The sequence below is a fragment of the Streptomyces griseochromogenes genome (assembly GCF_001542625.1).
GTDB lineage: Bacteria > Actinomycetota > Actinomycetes > Streptomycetales > Streptomycetaceae > Streptomyces > Streptomyces griseochromogenes.
The window spans coordinates 3,230,633-3,247,923 of the sequence record NZ_CP016279.1; the positions used below are offsets into that span (position 1 = coordinate 3,230,633).

The window sequence follows — 17,291 nt, forward strand, 5'->3', positions numbered from 1 at the left end:
GTTCCTCGACTCAGCCGCTCAGGGTGCGCAGCAGCCTGGGCAGCGCGGTGCCGATGGGTTCCCGGACGATCTCGTCGGCGCGCTCGTCGTAGGGCGTCGGCTCGGCGTTGACGATGACGAGCCGTGCGCCGTGGTCGGCGGCGATCCCGGCGAGGCCGGCGGCGGGCTGCACCTGGAGGCTGGAGCCGACGGCGAGGAACAGGGTGCACGCCTTGCTGATCGCCACGGCCTCGCCGAGGACCACCGGGTCCAGCCGCTCCCCGAACATGACCGTCGCCGACTTCAGGACGCCGCCGCACTCCAGGCACGGCGGATCGTCCTCGCCGGCCTCGACCCGGGCGAGGGCGTCCTCCATCGGCCCGCGCGCGTGGCACTTGGTGCACACGACACTGCGCGCGCTGCCGTGCAGTTCGAGCACCTTGCGGGCGGGCGTCCCGGCGAGCTGGTGCAGACCGTCCACGTTCTGCGTGATCACCCGCACCGGTATGCCGGACCGCTCCAGCTCGGCGATGGCCACATGCGCGGCGTTGGGCTCGGCCCGCAGCGTGCGGTTCTTGCGGCGCATCTGCCACGACCGCCGGCGGATCTCCGGATCGCCCATGTAGTACTCGTACGTCACGAGCTTCTCGGCCTCGGGATCCTTCCGCCACAGCCCGTTCGGCCCGCGGTAGTCCGGGATGCCGGAGTCGGTGGAGATGCCGGCCCCGCTGAGCACGGCGACGAGGGGCTTGGTCATGCCGTCGAGGGTAGGCCGGGCCGGGCGGGCGCCGCGAACCTTTATCGCCCGGGCAACGGCTCCGGTGCCGCGGCGGCGTCAGGCCACCCGGTGTCCGTTCTCCAGCTCCGCCGTGCCCGTGTTCTGCGCCAGGACGTCCAGAGCGGTCAGGACGCGGCGGCCGAGGGCGCCCGGCAGATGGCCGGTGATCTCCTCGCGGGGCACCAGCCGCCAGGACAGCAGTTCCTCCTCCTGCAGACGGATGGCCTTGAACTCGGCGTCCGTGAGGACACCGCCGTCGTACAGGTACGCGACCAGCGGCGGCCGCCCCGTGCCGCGCACCCAGTCCACCGCCAGCAGCCGGCCCAGCTCCCGGTCGAGGCCGATCTCCTCCAGAGTCTCCCGGCGGGCGCCCTGGCGCGGCGTCTCGCCGTCGTCCGACTCGATCGTGCCGCCCGGAAGCGCCCAGCCCTCGCGGTAGTTGGGCTCGACGAGCAGCACGCGTCCCTCGGCGTCCCGGAAGAGCGCGGCGGCACCGGCGAGGACACGGGGCAGGCTCGCGATGTACGTGGCGAAGTCGTCAGTCGTGGTCATTCAGGAAGGGTAACCAGCTCGCGGACGGCTACGGCCCGGCCGTCGCCAGGCGCAGGGTGCGCTCGGCCAGCGCACTGATCCGTACGCCGTCGAAGCCGAACACCGCGCTCCGGACCGTGTCCTGCAAAGGGTCCTTCCAGCGGGCCGGGATCGCCGCCTCGCCGGTGAGCACGCCGGCCACCGAACCGGCCGTCGCGCCGTTGGAGTCGGTGTCCAGACCGCCGCGGACGGTGAGGGCGAGGGTTCGGGTGAAGTCGCCGTCGCCGTACAGCAGACCCGCCGTGAGGACCGCCGCGTTCGGGACGGTGTGGATCCAGCCCAGCCCGGCGGTCTCCTCGGACACCGTGGTCAGCGTCTCCTCCCAGGGCAGCCGGGTCTCGTGCAGGGACACCACCCGGCGCACGGTACGGGCCAGGCGGCTGCTCGCCGGGACCACCGTGAGCGCGGTCTCCAGCGCCTCCCGCACGGCCGGCGCCGTGAACGCCGCCGCGATCAGCGCGGCCGCGAACATCGCGCCGTAGACGCCGTTGCCGGTGTGGGACAGCACCGCGTCCCGGCGGGCCAGCGCGGCGGCGCGGCGCGGGTCGCCGGGGCAGGTCCAGCCGTAGACGTCGGCGCGGATCAGCGCGCCGATCCACTCCTGGTACGGGTTCTCGTACGTCGCCGTCAGCGGCGGCTTCAGACCGTTCGCCAGATTGCGGTAGGCCGCCCGCTCGGCGGTGAAGGTCTGCAGGTACGGCAGCCGGAGCAGCCACAGATCGCCGACCTGCTCGGTGCTGAAGCCGAAGCCGTGGGTCTCCAGCAGGTGCAGGCCGAGGATGGCGTAGTCGACGTCGTCGTCGCGGCAGCTGCCGTGGATCCCGCCGCGCACGCACTGGCGCCACTCCGGGCGCAGTACGGCGCCGTCGGCCGCGTCGGCGGGCTCGGGCAGGTAGTCGGTGAGCGGCAGGGCGGCGGCCTGCCGCAGATAGCGGTCGATGCGCTCACGCGTCCACACCTCGCCCTGCTCGACCGGTTTGCCGAGCATGTTGCCCGCGATCCGGCCGAGCCAGCCGCCGTGGATGCGGTCGGCGAGGTCCGGCCCGGTGCCGTGGTTGCCCATGGCTGGGGTGTACCCGTTTTCCGGAGCCGCCTCCCGGCGCGTTCCCAGGGTTCGGTCGGGGCATGACGGCGAGGGTGTCCTCCGGTTAAGGTCGCAACGGCGCGACTGGCCCTGACGTGCTCACACACGCGGGGCCCGGAGAGCAAGGGGAAAGCAAGGTGGCGGACGCTGCAGTGAACGAGACCCGTCGGGTGCTCATCGCCGCGGACAAGTTCAAGGGCTCGCTGACGGCCGTGCAGGTCGCCGAGCGGGTGACGGCCGGGCTGCGCCGGGTCGTGCCGGGCGTCGAGGTCGAGGCGCTGCCGGTGGCCGACGGCGGTGACGGAACCGTGGACGCGGCGGTCGCGGCCGGTTTCGAGCGCCGGGAGGTCCGGGTCGCCGGGCCGCTCGGCCAGGAGGTCACGGCCGCGTTCGCGCTGCGCGGCGGCACGGCGGTCGTGGAGATGGCCGAGGCGAGCGGACTGCAGCGGCTGCCGGCCGGTGTCTTCGCGCCGCTCACCGCTTCCACGTACGGATCCGGGGAGCTGCTGCGGGCCGCGCTGGACGCGGGCGCGCGGACGATCGTGTTCGGCGTCGGCGGAAGCGCCACGACGGACGGCGGCGCCGGGATGCTGTCGGCGCTGGGCGCCCGGTTCCTGGACGAGGACGGGGAGCCGGTGGCGCCGGGCGGCGGCGGCCTCGCCGAGCTGGCCCACGCGGACCTCTCGGGTCTGGACCCCCGTCTCTCCTCCGTCGAGCTGGTGCTCGCCAGCGATGTCGACAACCCCCTGACCGGCCCCAAGGGAGCGCCCGCGGTCTACGGCCCGCAGAAGGGGGCCTCACCGGACGACGTGGACATCCTGGACGCGGCTCTCGCGCACTACGCGAAGGTGCTGGAGGAGGCCGTGGGGCAGCGGGCCGCCGGGTACGCGCTGGCGCCGGGCGCGGGCGCCGCGGGCGGCATCGGTTACGGCGCGCTCCTCCTGGGCGCGCGCTTCCGCCCCGGCATCGAGGTCATGCTGGACGTCCTCGGCTTCGCACCGGCGCTGCAACGGGCCGATCTGGTGATCACCGGTGAGGGGTCGCTGGACGAGCAGACGCTGCACGGCAAGGCGCCGGCGGGAGTGGCCGCGGCGGCTCGGGCGGCCGGCAAGGAGGTCGTCGCGGTGTGCGGGCGGCTCGCTCTGCCGGAGGAGGCGTTGCTGCGGGCCGGTATCGGGCGGGCCTATCCGCTCACCTCGGTCGAGCCCGACGTCGCCAAGTGCATCGCGGACGCCGGACCGATCCTGGAGCGGCTCGCCACCCAGATCGCCGAGGCCTACTTGTCCTGAGCCACCAGCGGTGGGACGCATGGCGAAGGGCCCCGAATCCGTACTGGATTCGGGGCCCTCTCGGCGGAACCCTACGACTGCGCCGCCCGCGCCTCACGCCGGTTGTCACGGAAGTTGTTCACCCGGCGAGCCGTGGCGAACAGCGGAATCACCGCACCCATGACCAGCTGCAGAGCACATCCCGTCTGGAGCAGCAGCTGACCGCTCGGGGCGTCGAAGGCCCAGGCGGCCAGCAGCCCCATGGACAGCACGATCCAGGAGAGCATCGCGCCCGCGAGGCGGCCCCGCGGCTTCGGGTACTCCACGCGGCTCACCATCAGCCACGCGGTGCCCAGGATCGCCAGCAGGGTCGCCACGAAGGGCAGCTCCAGCAGCACGATCGAGACCACTGTCAGCGCGCCGAACGGCGAGGGCATGCCCTGGAACATGCCGTTCGTCGGCGTCACACACGAGAAGCGCGCCAGACGAAGGACGACGGCCAAGAGCACCACGATTGCCCCGAGCGCCGCCATTCGCTGGTGCGCGTCGTCCGCGACCATGCCGTAAACGAGGACGAAGTACGCGGGCGCCAGTCCGAAGCTGATCAGGTCGGAGAGGTTGTCCAGCTCCGCACCCATGGGCGAGGAGCGGAGCTTGCGCGCCACCAGTCCGTCGAACAGGTCGAACACCGCCGCACAGAGCATCAGGATGACCGCCGTGGCCGCGCTGTGGCGGGCCATGCCGGACTCCTGGCTGCCGGTGAGGTGCGGGATCAGAATGCCGGTGGTGGTGAAGTACACCGCCATGAAGCCGCACGTGGCGTTGCCCAGGGTGAGGGTGTCCGCTATTGAGAGGCGGAGAGAAAGAGGCATCTCCTCCTCTTCGTCCACCTCTTCGGCCTCGGGCACCCAGCCCGCCTGGGTCTCCGGATCAATCACGGTCAATGCGAGTCACCCCAGCCACGGTCTTCTGGCCGACCTCGACCGCGACCTCCACGCCCTCGGGCAGGTAGAGGTCGACACGCGAGCCGAAGCGGATCAGACCGATACGGTCACCCTGCTCGACCTTCGTGCCTTCCGGGATGTAGGGCACGATGCGGCGGGCCACCGCGCCGGCGATCTGGATCATCTCGATGTCGCCGAGTTCGGTGTCGAAATGCCAGACTACGCGCTCGTTGTTCTCGCTCTCCTTGTTGAAGGCGGGAACGAAGCCACCGGGGATGTGTTCGACGGACGTCACCGTGCCCGCGAGGGGCGCGCGGTTGACGTGGACGTTGAGCGGGCTCATGAAGATCGCGACGCGGGTACGTCCGTCCTTCCACGGCATGATGCTCTGCACCACACCGTCGGCGGGCGAGATGACCCTGCCCTGTGCGATCTCGCGCTCGGGGTCGCGGAAGAACCACAGCATGCCCGCCGCGAGCGCGGTGGCGGGTACGGCGACGGCCTTGGCGGTGCCGGAGCGGCGCGCGCGCAGAAGGCTGACGGCTGCGGTGGCGACGGTCGGGAGAAGCCACGGCGATGCTCCGCGAGCGAGGCGTACGCCGGCCAGGCTGTCTCGATGTGCAGAGGTTTGGCTGTGGGGCATGGATGACCTTCGTAGCGGATGATGCCGCGCTCTAACGGGGGACGGCGGCTTTCCCGGGATGGTACCGGTCGCGGGCCGCAACTGGGCAAGCCAGGAAGCCGAGTCGGCGACCGAAGACTGCCTACGGGGTGTGATCTTCTTCTCGAAGAAAACACCCCGTAACCGGACAATCAGCCCTGGAACCGATACTCTTCGAGCAGTCTGCGCCCGATGATCATTTTCTGGATCTCGGCGGTACCTTCACCGATCAGCAGCATCGGAGCCTCCCGGTAGAGGCGCTCGATCTCGTACTCCTTGGAGAAGCCGTAGCCGCCGTGGATCCGGAAGGCATCCTCCACGACCTCCTTGCAGTACTCGGAGGCGAGGTACTTCGCCATCCCGGCCTCAAGGTCGTTTCGTTCCCCGGAGTCCTTTTTGCGTGCCGCGTTGACCATCATGGCATGCGCGGCCTCGACCTTGGTGCCCATCTCGGCCAGCTTGAACTGGATGGCCTGGTGCTGCGCGATCGGCTTGCCGAAGGTGTGCCGCTGCTGGGCGTACTGGACGCCGAGCTCGAACGCGCGCTGAGCGACGCCGCAGCCGCGCGCCGCCACGTTGACGCGGCCGACCTCCACGCCGTCCATCATTTGGTAAAAACCCCGGCCGGTGACGCCGCCGAGCACCCGATCGGCCGGTACCCGCAGGCCGTCCATGATCAGCTCGGTGGTGTCGACGCCCTTGTAGCCCATCTTGTCGATCTTGCCCGGAATGGTCAGGCCGGGGCGGACCTCGCCGAAGCCGGGCTCCTTCTCGATCAGGAAGGTGGTCATCGACTTGTGGGGCGCCGTGCCCTCGGGGTGTCCTTCGTCACTTCGGACGAGAACGGCCACCAGGGACGAGGTGCCGCCGTTCGTCAGCCACATCTTCTGGCCGTTCAGGACGTACTCGTCGCCGTCCTTGACCGCCTTCGACGTGATCGCCGACACATCGGAGCCGAGGCCGGGCTCCGACATCGAGAACGCGCCCCGGATGTCGCCGGCCGCCATGCGCGGCAGGAAGTGGTCCTTCTGCTCCTGCGTGCCGTGCTGCTTGAGCATGTACGCGACGATGAAGTGGGTGTTGATGATGCCGGACACCGACATCCAGCCGCGGGCGATCTCCTCCACGCACAGCGCGTAGGTGAGGAGCGACTCGCCCAGGCCCCCGTACTCCTCGGGGATCATCAGACCGAAGAGGCCGAGTTCCTTCAGGCCGTCCACGATCTGCTGCGGGTACTCGTCGCGGTGCTCCAGCTCGGTCGCGACAGGAATGATCTCCTTGTCGACAAAGTCCCGAACCGTGGAGAGGATCTCCTGCTGGACGTCGGTCAGACCGGCGGTCTGGGCGAGGCGCGCCATCACTTCTCCGTGTTCTTTTCCGCAGGTGCGGTCAGCTCCGGGCGGCCGGGCTGCTCGCCGCCGCGCTCCTTGATGTACGTCTCGGTCGGCACCATGACCTTGCGGCGGAAGACGCACACGAGGGTGCCGTCCTGCTTGTAGCCCTTGGTCTCGACGTAGACGATGCCGCGGTCGTTCTTCGACTTGGACGGCCACTTGTCGAGCACGGTGGTCTCACCGTAGATCGTGTCGCCGTGGAAGGTCGGCGCCACGTGCTTGAGCGACTCGATCTCCAGGTTGGCGATCGCCTTGCCGGAGATGTCCGGGACGGACATGCCGAGCAGGAGCGAGTAGATGTAGTTGCCCACGACGACGTTCTTGCCGAAGTCCGTCGTCTTCTCCGCATAGTTCGTGTCCATGTGGAGCGGGTGGTGGTTCATCGTGAGGAGACAGAACAGGTGGTCGTCGTACTCCGTGACCGTCTTGCCCGGCCAGTGCTTGTACGTCGCCCCGACCTCGAACTCCTCGTACGTGCGTCCGAACTGCATCGCGCTCAGGCCTCCGGGATCTCGAACGTGCTGGTGCGCTGCATGCCGGCGGCGCGGCCCTTGCCGGAGATGACCAGGGCCATCTTGCGGCTGGCCTCGTCGATCATCTCGTCGCCGAGCATCGCGGAGCCCTTCTTGCCGCCCGCCTCGGACGTGTAGTAGTCGTACGCGTCCAGGATCAGCTCGGCGTGGTCGAAGTCCTCCTGGGAGGGCGAGAAGATCTCGTTGGCCGCCTCGACCTGGCCCGGGTGCAGCACCCACTTGCCGTCGAAGCCCAGGGCCGCGGCGCGCTGGGCGACGTCGCGGTACCCCTCGACGTTGCGGATCTGCAGGTAGGGGCCGTCGATCGCCTGGAGGTTGTTGGCGCGGGCGGCCATCAGGATCTTCATCAGGATGTAGTGGTAGGCGTCCGCCGGGTAGCCGGGCGGCTGCTCGCCCACGACCAGCGACTTCATGTTGATGGACGCCATGAAGTCCGCCGGGCCGAAGATGATCGTCTCGACTCGCGGGGAAGCCTGCGCGATCGCGTTGACGTTGTTCAGGCCCTGCGCGTTCTCGATCTGCGCCTCGATGCCGATCTTGCCGACCTCGAAGCCCATGGTCTTCTCGATCTGCGTCAGCAGCAGGTCCAGGGTGACGACCTGCTCGGCGGTCTGCACCTTCGGCAGCATGATGCAGTCGAGGTTCTGACCGGCGCCCTCGACGACCGTGACGACGTCCCGGTACGTCCACTCGGTCGTCCAGTCGTTGACCCGCACGACCCGCGTCTTGCCGGTCCAGTCGCCCTCGTTGAGGAACTTCACGATGGTGTGCCGCGCCTCGGGCTTGGCGAGCGGCGCGCACGCGTCCTCCAGGTCCAGGAAGACCTGGTCGGCGGGGAGGCCCTGAGCCTTCTCCAGGAAGCGCGGGTTCGAGCCCGGTACGGCCAGGCAGGAGCGCCGCGGGCGAAGGCGGTTGACAGGGGTGGTCATGCGGGGACCTCCAGGGGGTCGAGCTTGTTCGCTTTCCGGATCTCGTCGACGATGCGGCCGATGATTCCGGTGATGTCGAAGTCCTTCGGGGTGAACACCGCGGCCACTCCGGCGGCCCGCAGGTCCTCGGCGTCACCATTCGGGATGATGCCACCGGCGATCACCGGTATATCTGTGGCACCGGCCACACGCAGCCGCTCCAGCACGTCCGGCACCAGCTGGGCGTGCGAGCCGGAGAGGATGGACAGGCCGACCGCGTGCACGTCCTCGGCGAGCGCCGCGTCCACGATCTGCTCCGGGGTGAGCCGGATGCCCTGGTAGACCACCTCGAAACCGGCGTCACGGGCGCGGACCGCGATCTGCTCGGCGCCGTTGGAGTGGCCGTCCAGGCCCGGCTTGCCGACCAGGAAGCGCAGCTTGCCGACGCCCAGGTCGCGGGCGGTGGCATCCACCTTGGCGCGGACCTCGGCGAGCGCCGAGCCCTCCTCGACCGGGACGGCGATCGGCGCCGAGGAGACACCGGTCGGTGCCCGGAACTCCCCGAAGACCTCGCGCAGGGCCCCGGCCCACTCGCCGGTCGTGACGCCCGCGCGGGCGCACTCCAGGGTGGCCTCCATGAGGTTGCCGGTGCCCTTGGCGGCCTCCTTCAGCCGCTCCAGCGCCTTGCACGGACGCGGGTGGTTGAAGGGCGGCTGGTAGCGCGTGTCGCGCCAGCGCCCGATGGCCTCGACGACCTTCGCCTCGACTGCGGGGTCGACCGTCTGGATCGCGGTGTCCAGGTCGGCCGTGAGCGGGTTCGGCTCGGTCGTCTCGAAGATGTTGACGCCGACGATCTTCTCCTGGCCGGACTCGATCCGGCCCCGCCGCTCGGCGTGCGAGGAGACGAGCTGCGACTTGAGGTAGCCGGACTCGACGGCCGCCATCGCGCCGCCCATCTCCTGGATCCGGTCGATCTCCTTGAGGGAGTCCTCGACGAGCTGGGTGACCTTGGCCTCGATGACGTGCGAGCCCTCGAAGATGTCCTCGTACTCCAGCAGGTCGCTCTCGTGCGCGAGGACCTGCTGGATGCGCAGCGACCACTGCTGGTCCCAGGGCCGGGGCAGGCCCAGGGCCTCGTTCCAGGCGGGCAGCTGCACGGCACGCGCGCGGGCGTCCTTGGAGAGGGTGACCGCGAGCATCTCCAGCACGATCCGCTGGACGTTGTTCTCCGGCTGCGCCTCGGTCAGGCCGAGCGAGTTGACCTGGACGCCGTAGCGGAAGCGGCGCTGTTTGGGGTTCTCGATGCCGTACCGCTCGCGGGTGATCTTGTCCCAGATACGGCCGAACGCCCGCATCTTGCACATCTCCTCGACGAAGCGGACGCCCGCGTTCACGAAGAAGGAGATACGGGCCACCACGTCGCCCATGCGCTCCGCGGGCACCTGGCCGGAGTCGCGCACGGCGTCCAGGACGGCGATGGCGGTGGACATCGCGTACGCGATCTCCTGCACCGGCGTGGCCCCGGCCTCCTGCAGGTGGTAGCTGCAGATGTTGATCGGGTTCCACTTCGGTATGTGGGAGACCGTGTACGCGATCATGTCCGTCGTCAGGCGGAGCGAGGGTCCCGGCGGGAAGACGTGCGTCCCGCGGGAGAGGTACTCCTTGACGATGTCGTTCTGGGTCGTGCCCTGGAGCTTGGTGATGTCCGCGCCCTGCTCCTCGGCGACGACCTGGTAGAGCGCCAGCAGCCACATGGCGGTGGCATTGATCGTCATCGAGGTGTTCATCTGCTCCAGGGGGATGTCCTGGAAGAGACGGCGCATGTCACCAAGATGCGATACGGGCACACCGACCCGGCCGACCTCGCCGCGGGCGAGGATGTGGTCGGGGTCGTAGCCGGTCTGCGTCGGCAGGTCGAACGCCACCGACAGGCCGGTCTGGCCCTTGGCGAGGTTGCGCCGGTACAGCTCGTTGGACGCCTCGGCCGTCGAGTGGCCCGCGTACGTCCGCATGAGCCAGGGACGGTCCTTCTGACGCTCTGTCATCGATGACCCTTTAGACGTTCCGGAAGCGGTTGATGGCGTCGATGTGCTGGGCGCGCATCTCCTCGTCGCGCACGCCCAGGCCTTCCTCGGGCGCCAGGCACAGCACGCCGACCTTGCCCTGGTGCAGGTTGCGGTGGACGTCGTAGGCGGCCTGGCCGGTGTCCTCGAGGGAGTAGACCTTCGACAGGGTCGGGTGGATCTTGCCCTTGGCGATGAGGCGGTTGGCCTCCCAGGCCTCGCGGTAGTTGGCGAAGTGCGAGCCGATGATGCGCTTCAACGACATCCACAGGTAGCGGTTGTCGTACTCGTGGTGGTAGCCCGAGGTGGAGGCGCAGGTGACGATGGTGCCGCCCTTGCGGGTGACGTAGACCGAGGCGCCGAAGGTCTCGCGGCCGGGGTGCTCGAAGACGATGTCCACGTCCTCGCCGCCGGTCAGCTCACGGATGCGCTTGCCGAAGCGCTTCCACTCCTTCGGGTCCTGGGTGTGCTCGTCCTTCCAGAACTTGTAACCCTCGGCGTTGCGGTCGATGATCAGCTCGGCACCCATCTTCCGCGCGATCTCGGCCTTCTGGGGCGAGGAGACGACACAGATCGGGGTGGCGCCGCCGGCGAGGGCGAACTGGGTGGCGTACGAGCCGAGTCCGCCGCTCGCGCCCCAGATCAGAACGTTGTCGCCCTGCTTCATCTGGGCGCCGTTGCGGGAGACCAGCTGCCGGTAGGCGGTGGAGTTGACCAGGCCGGGGGCCGCGGCCTCCTCCCACGACAGATGCGCGGGCTTCGGCATCAGCTGGTTGGACTTGACGAGCGCGATCTCGGCGAGGCCGCCGAAGTTGGTCTCGAAGCCCCAGATCCGCTGCTCGGGGTCGAGCATCGTGTCGTTGTGGCCGTCGGAGGACTCCAGCTCGACGGACAGGCAGTGGGCGACCACCTCGTCACCGGGCTTCCAGGCGTTGACGCCCGGGCCGGTGCGCAGGACGACGCCCGCGAGGTCGGAGCCGATGATGTGGTACGGCAGGTCGTGCCGCTTGGTCAGTTCGCTGACCTTGCCGTAGCGCTCCAGGAACCCGAACGTGGACAGCGGCTCGAAGATCGAGGTCCACACCGAGTTGTAGTTGACCGAGGAGGCCATGACGGCCACCAGGGCCTCGCCCGGGCCCAGTTCGGGCACGGGAACCTCGTCCAGGTGGATCGACTTGCGCGGGTCCTTGTCGCGGGTCTCCAGGCCCGCGAACATCTCCGTCTCGTCCTTGTGCACGGTGATCGCGCGGTACGACTCGGGGAGCTGCAGGGCGGCGAAGTCGGCGGACGTGGCGTCCTTCGACTGGATCGCGTCCAGGATGTCCTTCACGGTCACGGTGTTGCCTCCGGCGGTGAGCGCCCTGAGGGAGGGGCGCTGGGGGTTCGTCGGTGCTGCTGGGAGTGCTGCTGAGGGTTTTGGTGGAACGTGCCGTCGGTTCGGCGGGTGGTGCTTCGGCAGCGCTTTGTGGCGCGGGAGGTTGCCTGTGACGCAGGCGTCCGGGCGCGCAGGCCGTCCGGCTTGCGGGGACAGCCGACGAGCGATCGGTCTCTGCTCGCCGGCCGCCCGGACTCCTTCAACGTATGACACCGCGTGTCAGCTGACAAGGCACTGAGTGCCAGAACTTCCCCTCAGATGAAATCTTTACGTAACAAATGAGCGATGATCGATCAAAGCTACTGTCGAGTAGGTGACAATGGGCGGTCTTGTGGGTGTCGGAGAAGATCCGCCGGGCATGCCGCCGGAGTCGTCGGATCAGGGGCGGTGTCGTCCATGACTGTTCCGGGCGGGGGTGGCGGTGCGTACGGCCGCCGGGACGTACACGCCGCCGACGCGGCGGTGGCGGTGGCCGGGGTGTGGTCCCGTGAGGTCTGTCGCTCGCCGAGGGTGCGGATCGACCTCGTACGCGGCAAGGGCGACAGCTTCTCGGTTCCGGCCCCGCCGCTGCCGCACCGGCTGGTCCACCTCGGGACGGCCGAGGCGGTCCTCACGCCGCTCGGCCAGGGGGTGCGGGTCGGGCCAGGATCATGGGAGTTCGACCGTGACCCGGACCGCTTCCGGCGGGGTCGCGTGGGCGTCCTCGTGGCAGCCGCACGGCCGACCCCGCCGGGCGCGGACCGGGAGCGGCGCGAGCGGGAGTGGATGGGGCCGCGCCCGATGGCCCAGGACGGGCTGCCGCTGGTCGGCCCGCTGCCGGGCCGGCCCCGAGTTCTGCTCGCGACCGGCCGCAACCTGCTCGGTCTGATGCCGGCCCCGGCGACCGGACGGCTGGTGGCCGGGCCGGCGGCAGGGGCGGCGGGCTCGCGCCGCGCCGCCCTCTTCGCGCCGGGACGCGGGACCGGGCCCGTCCGCGGGCAGCTCCTACGACCGTTCCTTGAGCGCCTGCTCGATCGTCCGCATCACCTCGTCGAGCGGAGCGTCGGTGCGGGCGACGGTCACCAGCACCTCGCCCTGCGGCAGCACGGAAGCCGCGGGGGCCGGCCGGGGGGAGGCCTGGCGGCCGGCGCCGATCCCCGTGCCGAAGGTCTTGCGCACGATCGCGAACGCGTGGTCGAGCTGGGCCTCCACATCGCCCTGGCCGCCGGCCCGCAGCCAGCGCCTGAGGACGTGGTTGTGGGCGGTGACGACGGCGGAGGCGGCGACCTCGGCGAGCAGCGGGTCGTCGTTGGCGTCGTCGGCGTGCGCGTGCTCGTCGAAGTGGCCGAGCAGATAGCGGGTGAACAGACGTTCGTAGCGGGCCACCGAGGCGATCTCGGCCTCGCGCAAGGTGGGCACCTCACGGGTCAGCTTGTAGCGGGCGACCGAGATCTCCGGCCGGGCCGCGTACATCCTCATGACTTCCTTGATGCCGCGGCACACCGTGTCGAGCGGGTGCTCGTGCGCCGGGGCCGCGTTGAGGACCGCCTCGGCACGGATCAGCGTGTCGTCGTGGTCCGGGAAGATCGCCTCTTCCTTGGAACGGAAGTGACGGAAGAAGGTGCGGCGGGCGACCCCGGCCGCGGCCGCGATCTCGTCGACGGTGGTCGCCTCGTACCCCTTGGTCGAGAACAGTTCCATCGCTGCGGCCGCCAGTTCTCGGCGCATTTTCAGCCGCTGGGCGGCGGCGCGACTGCCTGCGGCACTTTCCGGCGCGTCGGGCGTGGCTGGTGTACGTGAGGACTTGGCGGGCTGGGACATGACCCGAACGTACTGCATGTCCGCAGCTCGATGCGCAGGTCCGGGGTTTCCCCCGCCCATGAAGAGCGGGGGTCCTCCCACCGGATCGAGCAGTCCGCCCCAGTCCGCGCCCTCGGGGGCGCCGTCGAACCAGTCGCCGACGCCGTCAGCGGCGGGCATACTCGCGGAAGCCGCGGCCGGTCTTGCGGCCGAGGCAGCCCGCGGCCACCAGGTGCTCGAGGAGCGGCGCCGGAGCGAGACCGGGATCGCGGAACTCGCGGTGCAGCACCTTCTCGATCGCGAGGGAGACGTCCAGGCCGACGACGTCCAGCAGCTCGAAGGGGCCCATCGGGTAGCCGCCGCCGAGCCTCATCGCCGCGTCGATGTCGTCCAGGGACGCGTAGTGCTCCTCGACCATCTTGACCGCGTTGTTCAGGTACGGGAACAGCAGCGCGTTCACGATGAACCCGGCCCGGTCGCCGCAGTCCACCGCGTGCTTCCTGATCCTGGCGCAGACCTCGCGGACGGTCCCGTGGACGTCGTCTGCCGTCAGCACGGTCCGGACGACCTCGACCAGCTTCATCGCCGGGGCCGGGTTGAAGAAGTGCATGCCGATCACGTCCTGCGGGCGCGAGGTGGCGCGGGCGCAGGCGACCACGGGCAGCGAGGAGGTCGTCGTGGCGAGCACCGCGCCCGGCTTGCAGACCTTGTCCAGCGTCGCGAACAGCTGCTGCTTGATCTCCAGGTCCTCGGCGACCGCCTCGACGGCCAGGTCGACGTCGGCGAAGGCGTCGTAGGAGCCCGCCGGGGTGATCAGGTCCAGCGTCTGGGCGGCGGCCTCGGCGGTCATCCGGCCCTTGTCGACAGAGCGCGCAAGCGACTTGCCGATCCGCGCCTTGGCGGCCTGGGCCTTCTCCTCGCTGCGGGCGGCGAGGACGACCTCGTACCCGGCCTTGGCGAACACCTCGGCGATGCCGGAGGCCATGGTGCCGGAGCCGGCCACCCCGACGGAGCGGATGTCGCGGCCGGATGCCCCGGTCTCGCCGGCGGCCGGGGTCAGGGCGTCCGCCACGACCGTGGCGCTGCCGGGAGCCGCGTACGTGTAGAAGCCGCGCCCCGACTTGCGGCCGGTCAGGCCCGCCTCGCTGAGCTGCTTCAGGATCGGGGCGGGTGCGTGCAGCCGGTCACGGGACTCGGTGTACATGGCCTCCAGGACCGTGCGGGCGGTGTCGATGCCGATGAGGTCCAGCAGGGCGAGCGGGCCCATGGGCAGGCCGCAGCCGAGCCGCATCGCGGCGTCGATGTCCTCGCGGGAGGCGTACTTGGCCTCGTACATGGCGGCGGCCTGGTTGAGGTAACCGAACAGCAGTCCGTCCGCGACGAAGCCGGGGCGGTCGCCGACCGCGACCGGCTCCTTGCCCAGCTCGATCGCGAGGTCCGTGACCGCGCCGACGGCCTGCGGCGCGGTCAGCACCGAGGAGACGACCTCGACCAGCTTCATCGCCGGCGCCGGGTTGAAGAAGTGCAGGCCGAGCACGCGCTCCGGACGGGCCGAGTCGGCGGCGAGCCGGGTGACGGACAGGGCGTTGGTGCCGGTGGCGAGGATCGTCTCGGGGCGGACGATGCCGTCCAGCGCGCGGAAGATCTGGTGCTTGACCTCGTACGACTCCGGGGCCACCTCGATGACCAGGTCGGCGTCGGCCGCCGCGCCGAGGTCGGTGGAGGTGCGGACCCGGGCCAGGACGCCGGCGCGCTCCTGCTCGGTCAGCCGGCCGCGCTCGACGGCGCGGGCGGTGGCGGCCTCCAGGGCGGCGACGGACTTCGCGGCCTGGGCCTCGCTGATGTCGATGCCGATCACCTCGCGGCCGGCCTTCGCCAGGACTTCGGTGATACCGGTGCCCATGGTGCCGAGGCCGATGACGGCGATCGTCTTGAGCGGGGACAGAGAGGTGTCGGACAGGGGAGTGGCCATCGCGGGACTCCAGGAATGAGGGGTGACGACTGGGAACGCGCCGGGTGCGCCAGGAGGCGCACGCCGGAGCGGAAAGGAGTGCGGGTGTTGCCGGGCTGCGAGCGCACACGCCCGGTGCCGGTGCCACGGGCGTGCACACGCCCGGGGAGCGGCGGAATCCGACCGGCCCTGTCCCGGAGCCGGGTCGTACTGCGGTACCGATGTACCGAACCGACCAGCGCTCACGACGGCTGCGTCACCAAACCGTCGTCAGCGAAAGCGAGGGGGTGACCTCGCTCGTATGAGCTTAACCGGCGAGTAACGAGCGCGCCAGACCTGTGCCCGGCCGAGTTTGTGATGTAGCTCCCTCTGCGGCCGTGACCCGCCTACGCTGGTCTTCGTGGACGAAGAGTTGCGATCGCTCACGGAACGCTTACGGCAGGAGTCGCACGGCTCGGCGGCGTGCGAGCGGCTGCTGGCGACCGAGGACCACGACGAACTGGCGGAGGTGCTCACCGCGCCCGGACAGCCGCTGTGGGCCAGGGAGCTGGCCGCCTTCCGGCTGGGCCTCGCCGAGGACCCGAGGGCCTTCGAGTCCCTGGTGCTGCTGCTCAACCACCGCGACCCGCCGCGCTGTGCCTCCGCCGCCTACGCCCTCGCCCGCCTCGGCGACCCGCGCACCGCCCGCGCGGCCGCCGCCCTCGCCACCAACGAACTGCGCGTCGCCTACGCCCTGCACCCGGTACGGCTCCTGGTCGAGCTGCGCGCCCCCGAGTCCGTGCCCGCGCTGATCACCACGCTGGAACGGCGGCTGCGCCCGCACGACCCGTACCGGCGGGTGGCCCTCGCCTGTGTGGAGGGCCTGGGCGCGCTCGGCGACACGCGCGCCAAGCGGGTGCTGAGCGAGGCCCTGGCCCATCCCGCGCTCGCCGAGGCGGCGGTGCACGCGCTGGCGCGCCTCCCGAGGCAGAGGCAGGGCTGATGCCCGGTCAGCGGCCCCTGGCGTAGCGCATCTCGGGCACGGGCACGCCGTCCACGTCGAAGGGCTCCTCGGCGCCGTCCGGCCGGAAACCGGCCCGCTCGTAGAAGCGGCGGGCGCGCGCGTTCTCCTTCAGGACCCACAGGAGCATGCGCGGATACCGGGCGCACTGCCCGGCCGACTCGGCCAGCAGCGCACGCCCGATTCCGCCGCCGAAGTGCGCGGGGTCGACGTAGATCGCGTACAACTCGGCGTCCTCGGTGCGGACTTCGTCGTCCCGGTACGGGCCGTGCGCCGCCCAGCCGACGACCTCTCCGCCGAGCTCGGCGACCAGGTTCACCACCGCGCCGTCCCCCTGCCCGAACCGGGCCCGGCGCCGCTCGGCGTCCGCCGTGACGCTCAGCGCGTCGAGGTACGGCTGCGGCATGAGGCCGCGGTAGGCGTGCTGCCAGCCGCGGACGCGTATCTCCGAGACGCGGTCGCAGTCGGCGAGGGTCATCGGGCGGATGTGCGGGAGCCTGTCGTCCATGGCGGCACCCTAGAGAGCCGAATCCGTGGGCGCCCTCCGATTATTCGGCCACCACCGCGATCGCCTCGACCTCCATCAGGAACTCCGGCGCGACCAGCCCGGCCACCCGCACCGCGGAGGCCGCCGGCAACCGGTCGTCGGGTATGTGCGCGGCCCTGGCCGCCCGGATCGCCGGCATGTACGCCATGTCCGTGACGAAGTAGGTCATTTTGACGACGTCCTGGAAACCGGCCCCGGCGGCGGCCAGGCAGCGGCTCAGGTTCTCGAAGACCTGCCGTGCCTGGGCCGCCGGGTCGCCCACGCCGACCGGCTTGCCGTCCTCGTCCAGGGCGAGCTGGCCGGAGACGGCGACGAGCCGGCCGGTGGCCGTCACCACATGGCTGTACTGAGCGGCGGGGGCGACCCCGTCGGGGGCGGGGATCCGGATCGGTTCACTCATGCGTCCATGGTGGACCACGGGTGTGACAACGCCCCC

General features: G+C 70.5%; 16 protein-coding genes and 1 pseudogene. 3 read left to right on the forward strand and 14 right to left on the reverse strand.

What is annotated here, in order from left to right; translation table 11 throughout:
* Positions 1-10 precede the first annotated feature (10 nt).
* From AVL59_RS13840 to AVL59_RS13850, 3 genes are all read right to left on the reverse strand, one after another.
* The gene (locus AVL59_RS13840; RefSeq protein WP_067303500.1) at positions 11-736 is read right to left on the reverse strand and encodes an SIR2 family NAD-dependent protein deacylase; all 726 of its coding nucleotides are present in this window, start codon (positions 734-736) and stop codon (positions 11-13) included.
* Between the two features lie 78 nt (positions 737-814).
* A complete protein-coding gene (locus AVL59_RS13845) occupies positions 815-1,309 on the reverse strand; it encodes an NUDIX domain-containing protein (protein WP_067303503.1) in 495 nt (164 codons plus the stop codon).
* A gap of 28 nt (positions 1,310-1,337) precedes the next feature.
* Positions 1,338-2,411, reverse strand: coding sequence for an ADP-ribosylglycohydrolase family protein (locus tag AVL59_RS13850; RefSeq protein WP_067303505.1), 1,074 nt, complete (start codon positions 2,409-2,411; stop codon positions 1,338-1,340).
* Between the two features lie 173 nt (positions 2,412-2,584).
* Here AVL59_RS13850 and AVL59_RS13855 point away from each other — a divergent pair, with 173 nt between their 5' ends.
* Positions 2,585-3,721, forward strand: a complete 1,137-nt coding sequence (locus tag AVL59_RS13855; RefSeq protein ID WP_067303508.1) for a glycerate kinase — start codon at positions 2,585-2,587, stop codon at positions 3,719-3,721.
* Positions 3,722-3,792: 71 nt separating this feature from the next.
* Here AVL59_RS13855 and pssA read toward each other — a convergent pair whose 3' ends face one another.
* The 7 genes from pssA to ccrA form a co-directional block, all read right to left on the reverse strand.
* Positions 3,793-4,608 carry a CDP-diacylglycerol--serine O-phosphatidyltransferase gene (gene pssA / locus AVL59_RS13860; RefSeq protein ID WP_067303510.1) on the reverse strand — a complete coding sequence of 272 codons (816 nt, stop codon included), beginning with the start codon at positions 4,606-4,608 and terminating at the stop codon, positions 3,793-3,795.
* 22 nt (positions 4,609-4,630) lie between these two features.
* The gene (locus AVL59_RS13865) at positions 4,631-5,287 is read right to left on the reverse strand and encodes a phosphatidylserine decarboxylase (RefSeq protein WP_067303512.1); all 657 of its coding nucleotides are present in this window, start codon (positions 5,285-5,287) and stop codon (positions 4,631-4,633) included.
* A gap of 170 nt (positions 5,288-5,457) precedes the next feature.
* Positions 5,458-6,663: an acyl-CoA dehydrogenase family protein gene (locus tag AVL59_RS13870; RefSeq protein WP_067303514.1), complete on the reverse strand. Its 1,206-nt coding sequence runs from the start codon at positions 6,661-6,663 to the stop codon at positions 5,458-5,460.
* Positions 6,663-7,190 carry a MaoC family dehydratase gene (locus tag AVL59_RS13875; RefSeq protein ID WP_067303517.1) on the reverse strand — a complete coding sequence of 176 codons (528 nt, stop codon included), beginning with the start codon at positions 7,188-7,190 and terminating at the stop codon, positions 6,663-6,665. The genes AVL59_RS13870 and AVL59_RS13875 overlap by 1 nt, the downstream gene beginning before the upstream one ends.
* A 5-nt stretch (positions 7,191-7,195) precedes the next feature.
* Positions 7,196-8,161, reverse strand: a complete 966-nt coding sequence (locus AVL59_RS13880) for an HpcH/HpaI aldolase/citrate lyase family protein (RefSeq protein ID WP_067303519.1) — start codon at positions 8,159-8,161, stop codon at positions 7,196-7,198.
* Positions 8,158-10,185: a protein meaA gene (locus tag AVL59_RS13885; RefSeq protein WP_067303521.1), complete on the reverse strand. Its 2,028-nt coding sequence runs from the start codon at positions 10,183-10,185 to the stop codon at positions 8,158-8,160. Before AVL59_RS13885 ends, AVL59_RS13880 begins: the two co-directional genes overlap by 4 nt.
* A gap of 10 nt (positions 10,186-10,195) precedes the next feature.
* Entirely contained in the window at positions 10,196-11,533 is a 1,338-nt protein-coding gene (ccrA, locus tag AVL59_RS13890) for a crotonyl-CoA carboxylase/reductase (protein WP_067317248.1), read from the reverse strand.
* Between the two features lie 441 nt (positions 11,534-11,974).
* Here ccrA and AVL59_RS56365 point away from each other — a divergent pair.
* A pseudogene (locus AVL59_RS56365) lies at positions 11,975-12,466 on the forward strand (NAD(P)/FAD-dependent oxidoreductase); the annotation flags it as partial.
* Positions 12,467-12,562: 96 nt separating this feature from the next.
* On the opposite strand, the gene AVL59_RS13895 reads toward AVL59_RS56365, so the two are convergent.
* Complete coding sequence (locus AVL59_RS13895) at positions 12,563-13,378, reverse strand: TetR family transcriptional regulator (protein WP_237281504.1); 816 nt, start codon at positions 13,376-13,378, stop codon at positions 12,563-12,565.
* 145 nt (positions 13,379-13,523) lie between these two features.
* The gene (locus AVL59_RS13900; RefSeq protein WP_067303525.1) at positions 13,524-15,329 is read right to left on the reverse strand and encodes a 3-hydroxyacyl-CoA dehydrogenase family protein; all 1,806 of its coding nucleotides are present in this window, start codon (positions 15,327-15,329) and stop codon (positions 13,524-13,526) included.
* A 379-nt stretch (positions 15,330-15,708) separates the two neighbouring features.
* On the opposite strand from AVL59_RS13900, the gene AVL59_RS13905 reads away from it, so the two are divergent.
* Positions 15,709-16,290: an adenylosuccinate lyase gene (locus AVL59_RS13905; protein ID WP_067303528.1), complete on the forward strand. Its 582-nt coding sequence runs from the start codon at positions 15,709-15,711 to the stop codon at positions 16,288-16,290.
* A 7-nt stretch (positions 16,291-16,297) separates the two neighbouring features.
* On the opposite strand, the gene AVL59_RS13910 is transcribed toward AVL59_RS13905, so the two are convergent.
* Together AVL59_RS13910 and AVL59_RS13915 are read right to left on the reverse strand one after the other, a co-directional pair.
* A complete protein-coding gene (locus AVL59_RS13910; RefSeq protein WP_067303531.1) occupies positions 16,298-16,816 on the reverse strand; it encodes a GNAT family N-acetyltransferase in 519 nt (172 codons plus the stop codon).
* A 40-nt stretch (positions 16,817-16,856) separates the two neighbouring features.
* Positions 16,857-17,255: a RidA family protein gene (locus tag AVL59_RS13915; protein WP_067303535.1), complete on the reverse strand. Its 399-nt coding sequence runs from the start codon at positions 17,253-17,255 to the stop codon at positions 16,857-16,859.
* Positions 17,256-17,291: the final 36 nt, after the last annotated feature.

Coding starts and splice junctions, on each gene's coding strand:
- AVL59_RS13840 (WP_067303500.1), bottom strand. CDS start 736: ATGACCAAGCCCCTCGTCGCCGTGCTCAGCGGGGCCGGCATCTCCACC.
- AVL59_RS13845 (WP_067303503.1), bottom strand. CDS start 1,309: ATGACCACGACTGACGACTTCGCCACGTACATCGCGAGCCTGCCCCGT.
- AVL59_RS13850 (WP_067303505.1), bottom strand. CDS start 2,411: ATGGGCAACCACGGCACCGGGCCGGACCTCGCCGACCGCATCCACGGC.
- AVL59_RS13865 (WP_067303512.1), bottom strand. CDS start 5,287: ATGCCCCACAGCCAAACCTCTGCACATCGAGACAGCCTGGCCGGCGTA.
- AVL59_RS13870 (WP_067303514.1), bottom strand. CDS start 6,663: ATGGCGCGCCTCGCCCAGACCGCCGGTCTGACCGACGTCCAGCAGGAG.
- AVL59_RS13875 (WP_067303517.1), bottom strand. CDS start 7,190: ATGCAGTTCGGACGCACGTACGAGGAGTTCGAGGTCGGGGCGACGTAC.
- AVL59_RS13880 (WP_067303519.1), bottom strand. CDS start 8,161: ATGACCACCCCTGTCAACCGCCTTCGCCCGCGGCGCTCCTGCCTGGCC.
- AVL59_RS13885 (WP_067303521.1), bottom strand. CDS start 10,185: ATGACAGAGCGTCAGAAGGACCGTCCCTGGCTCATGCGGACGTACGCG.
- AVL59_RS13895 (WP_237281504.1), bottom strand. CDS start 13,378: ATGTCCCAGCCCGCCAAGTCCTCACGTACACCAGCCACGCCCGACGCG.
- AVL59_RS13900 (WP_067303525.1), bottom strand. CDS start 15,329: ATGGCCACTCCCCTGTCCGACACCTCTCTGTCCCCGCTCAAGACGATC.
- AVL59_RS13910 (WP_067303531.1), bottom strand. CDS start 16,816: ATGGACGACAGGCTCCCGCACATCCGCCCGATGACCCTCGCCGACTGC.
- AVL59_RS13915 (WP_067303535.1), bottom strand. CDS start 17,255: ATGAGTGAACCGATCCGGATCCCCGCCCCCGACGGGGTCGCCCCCGCC.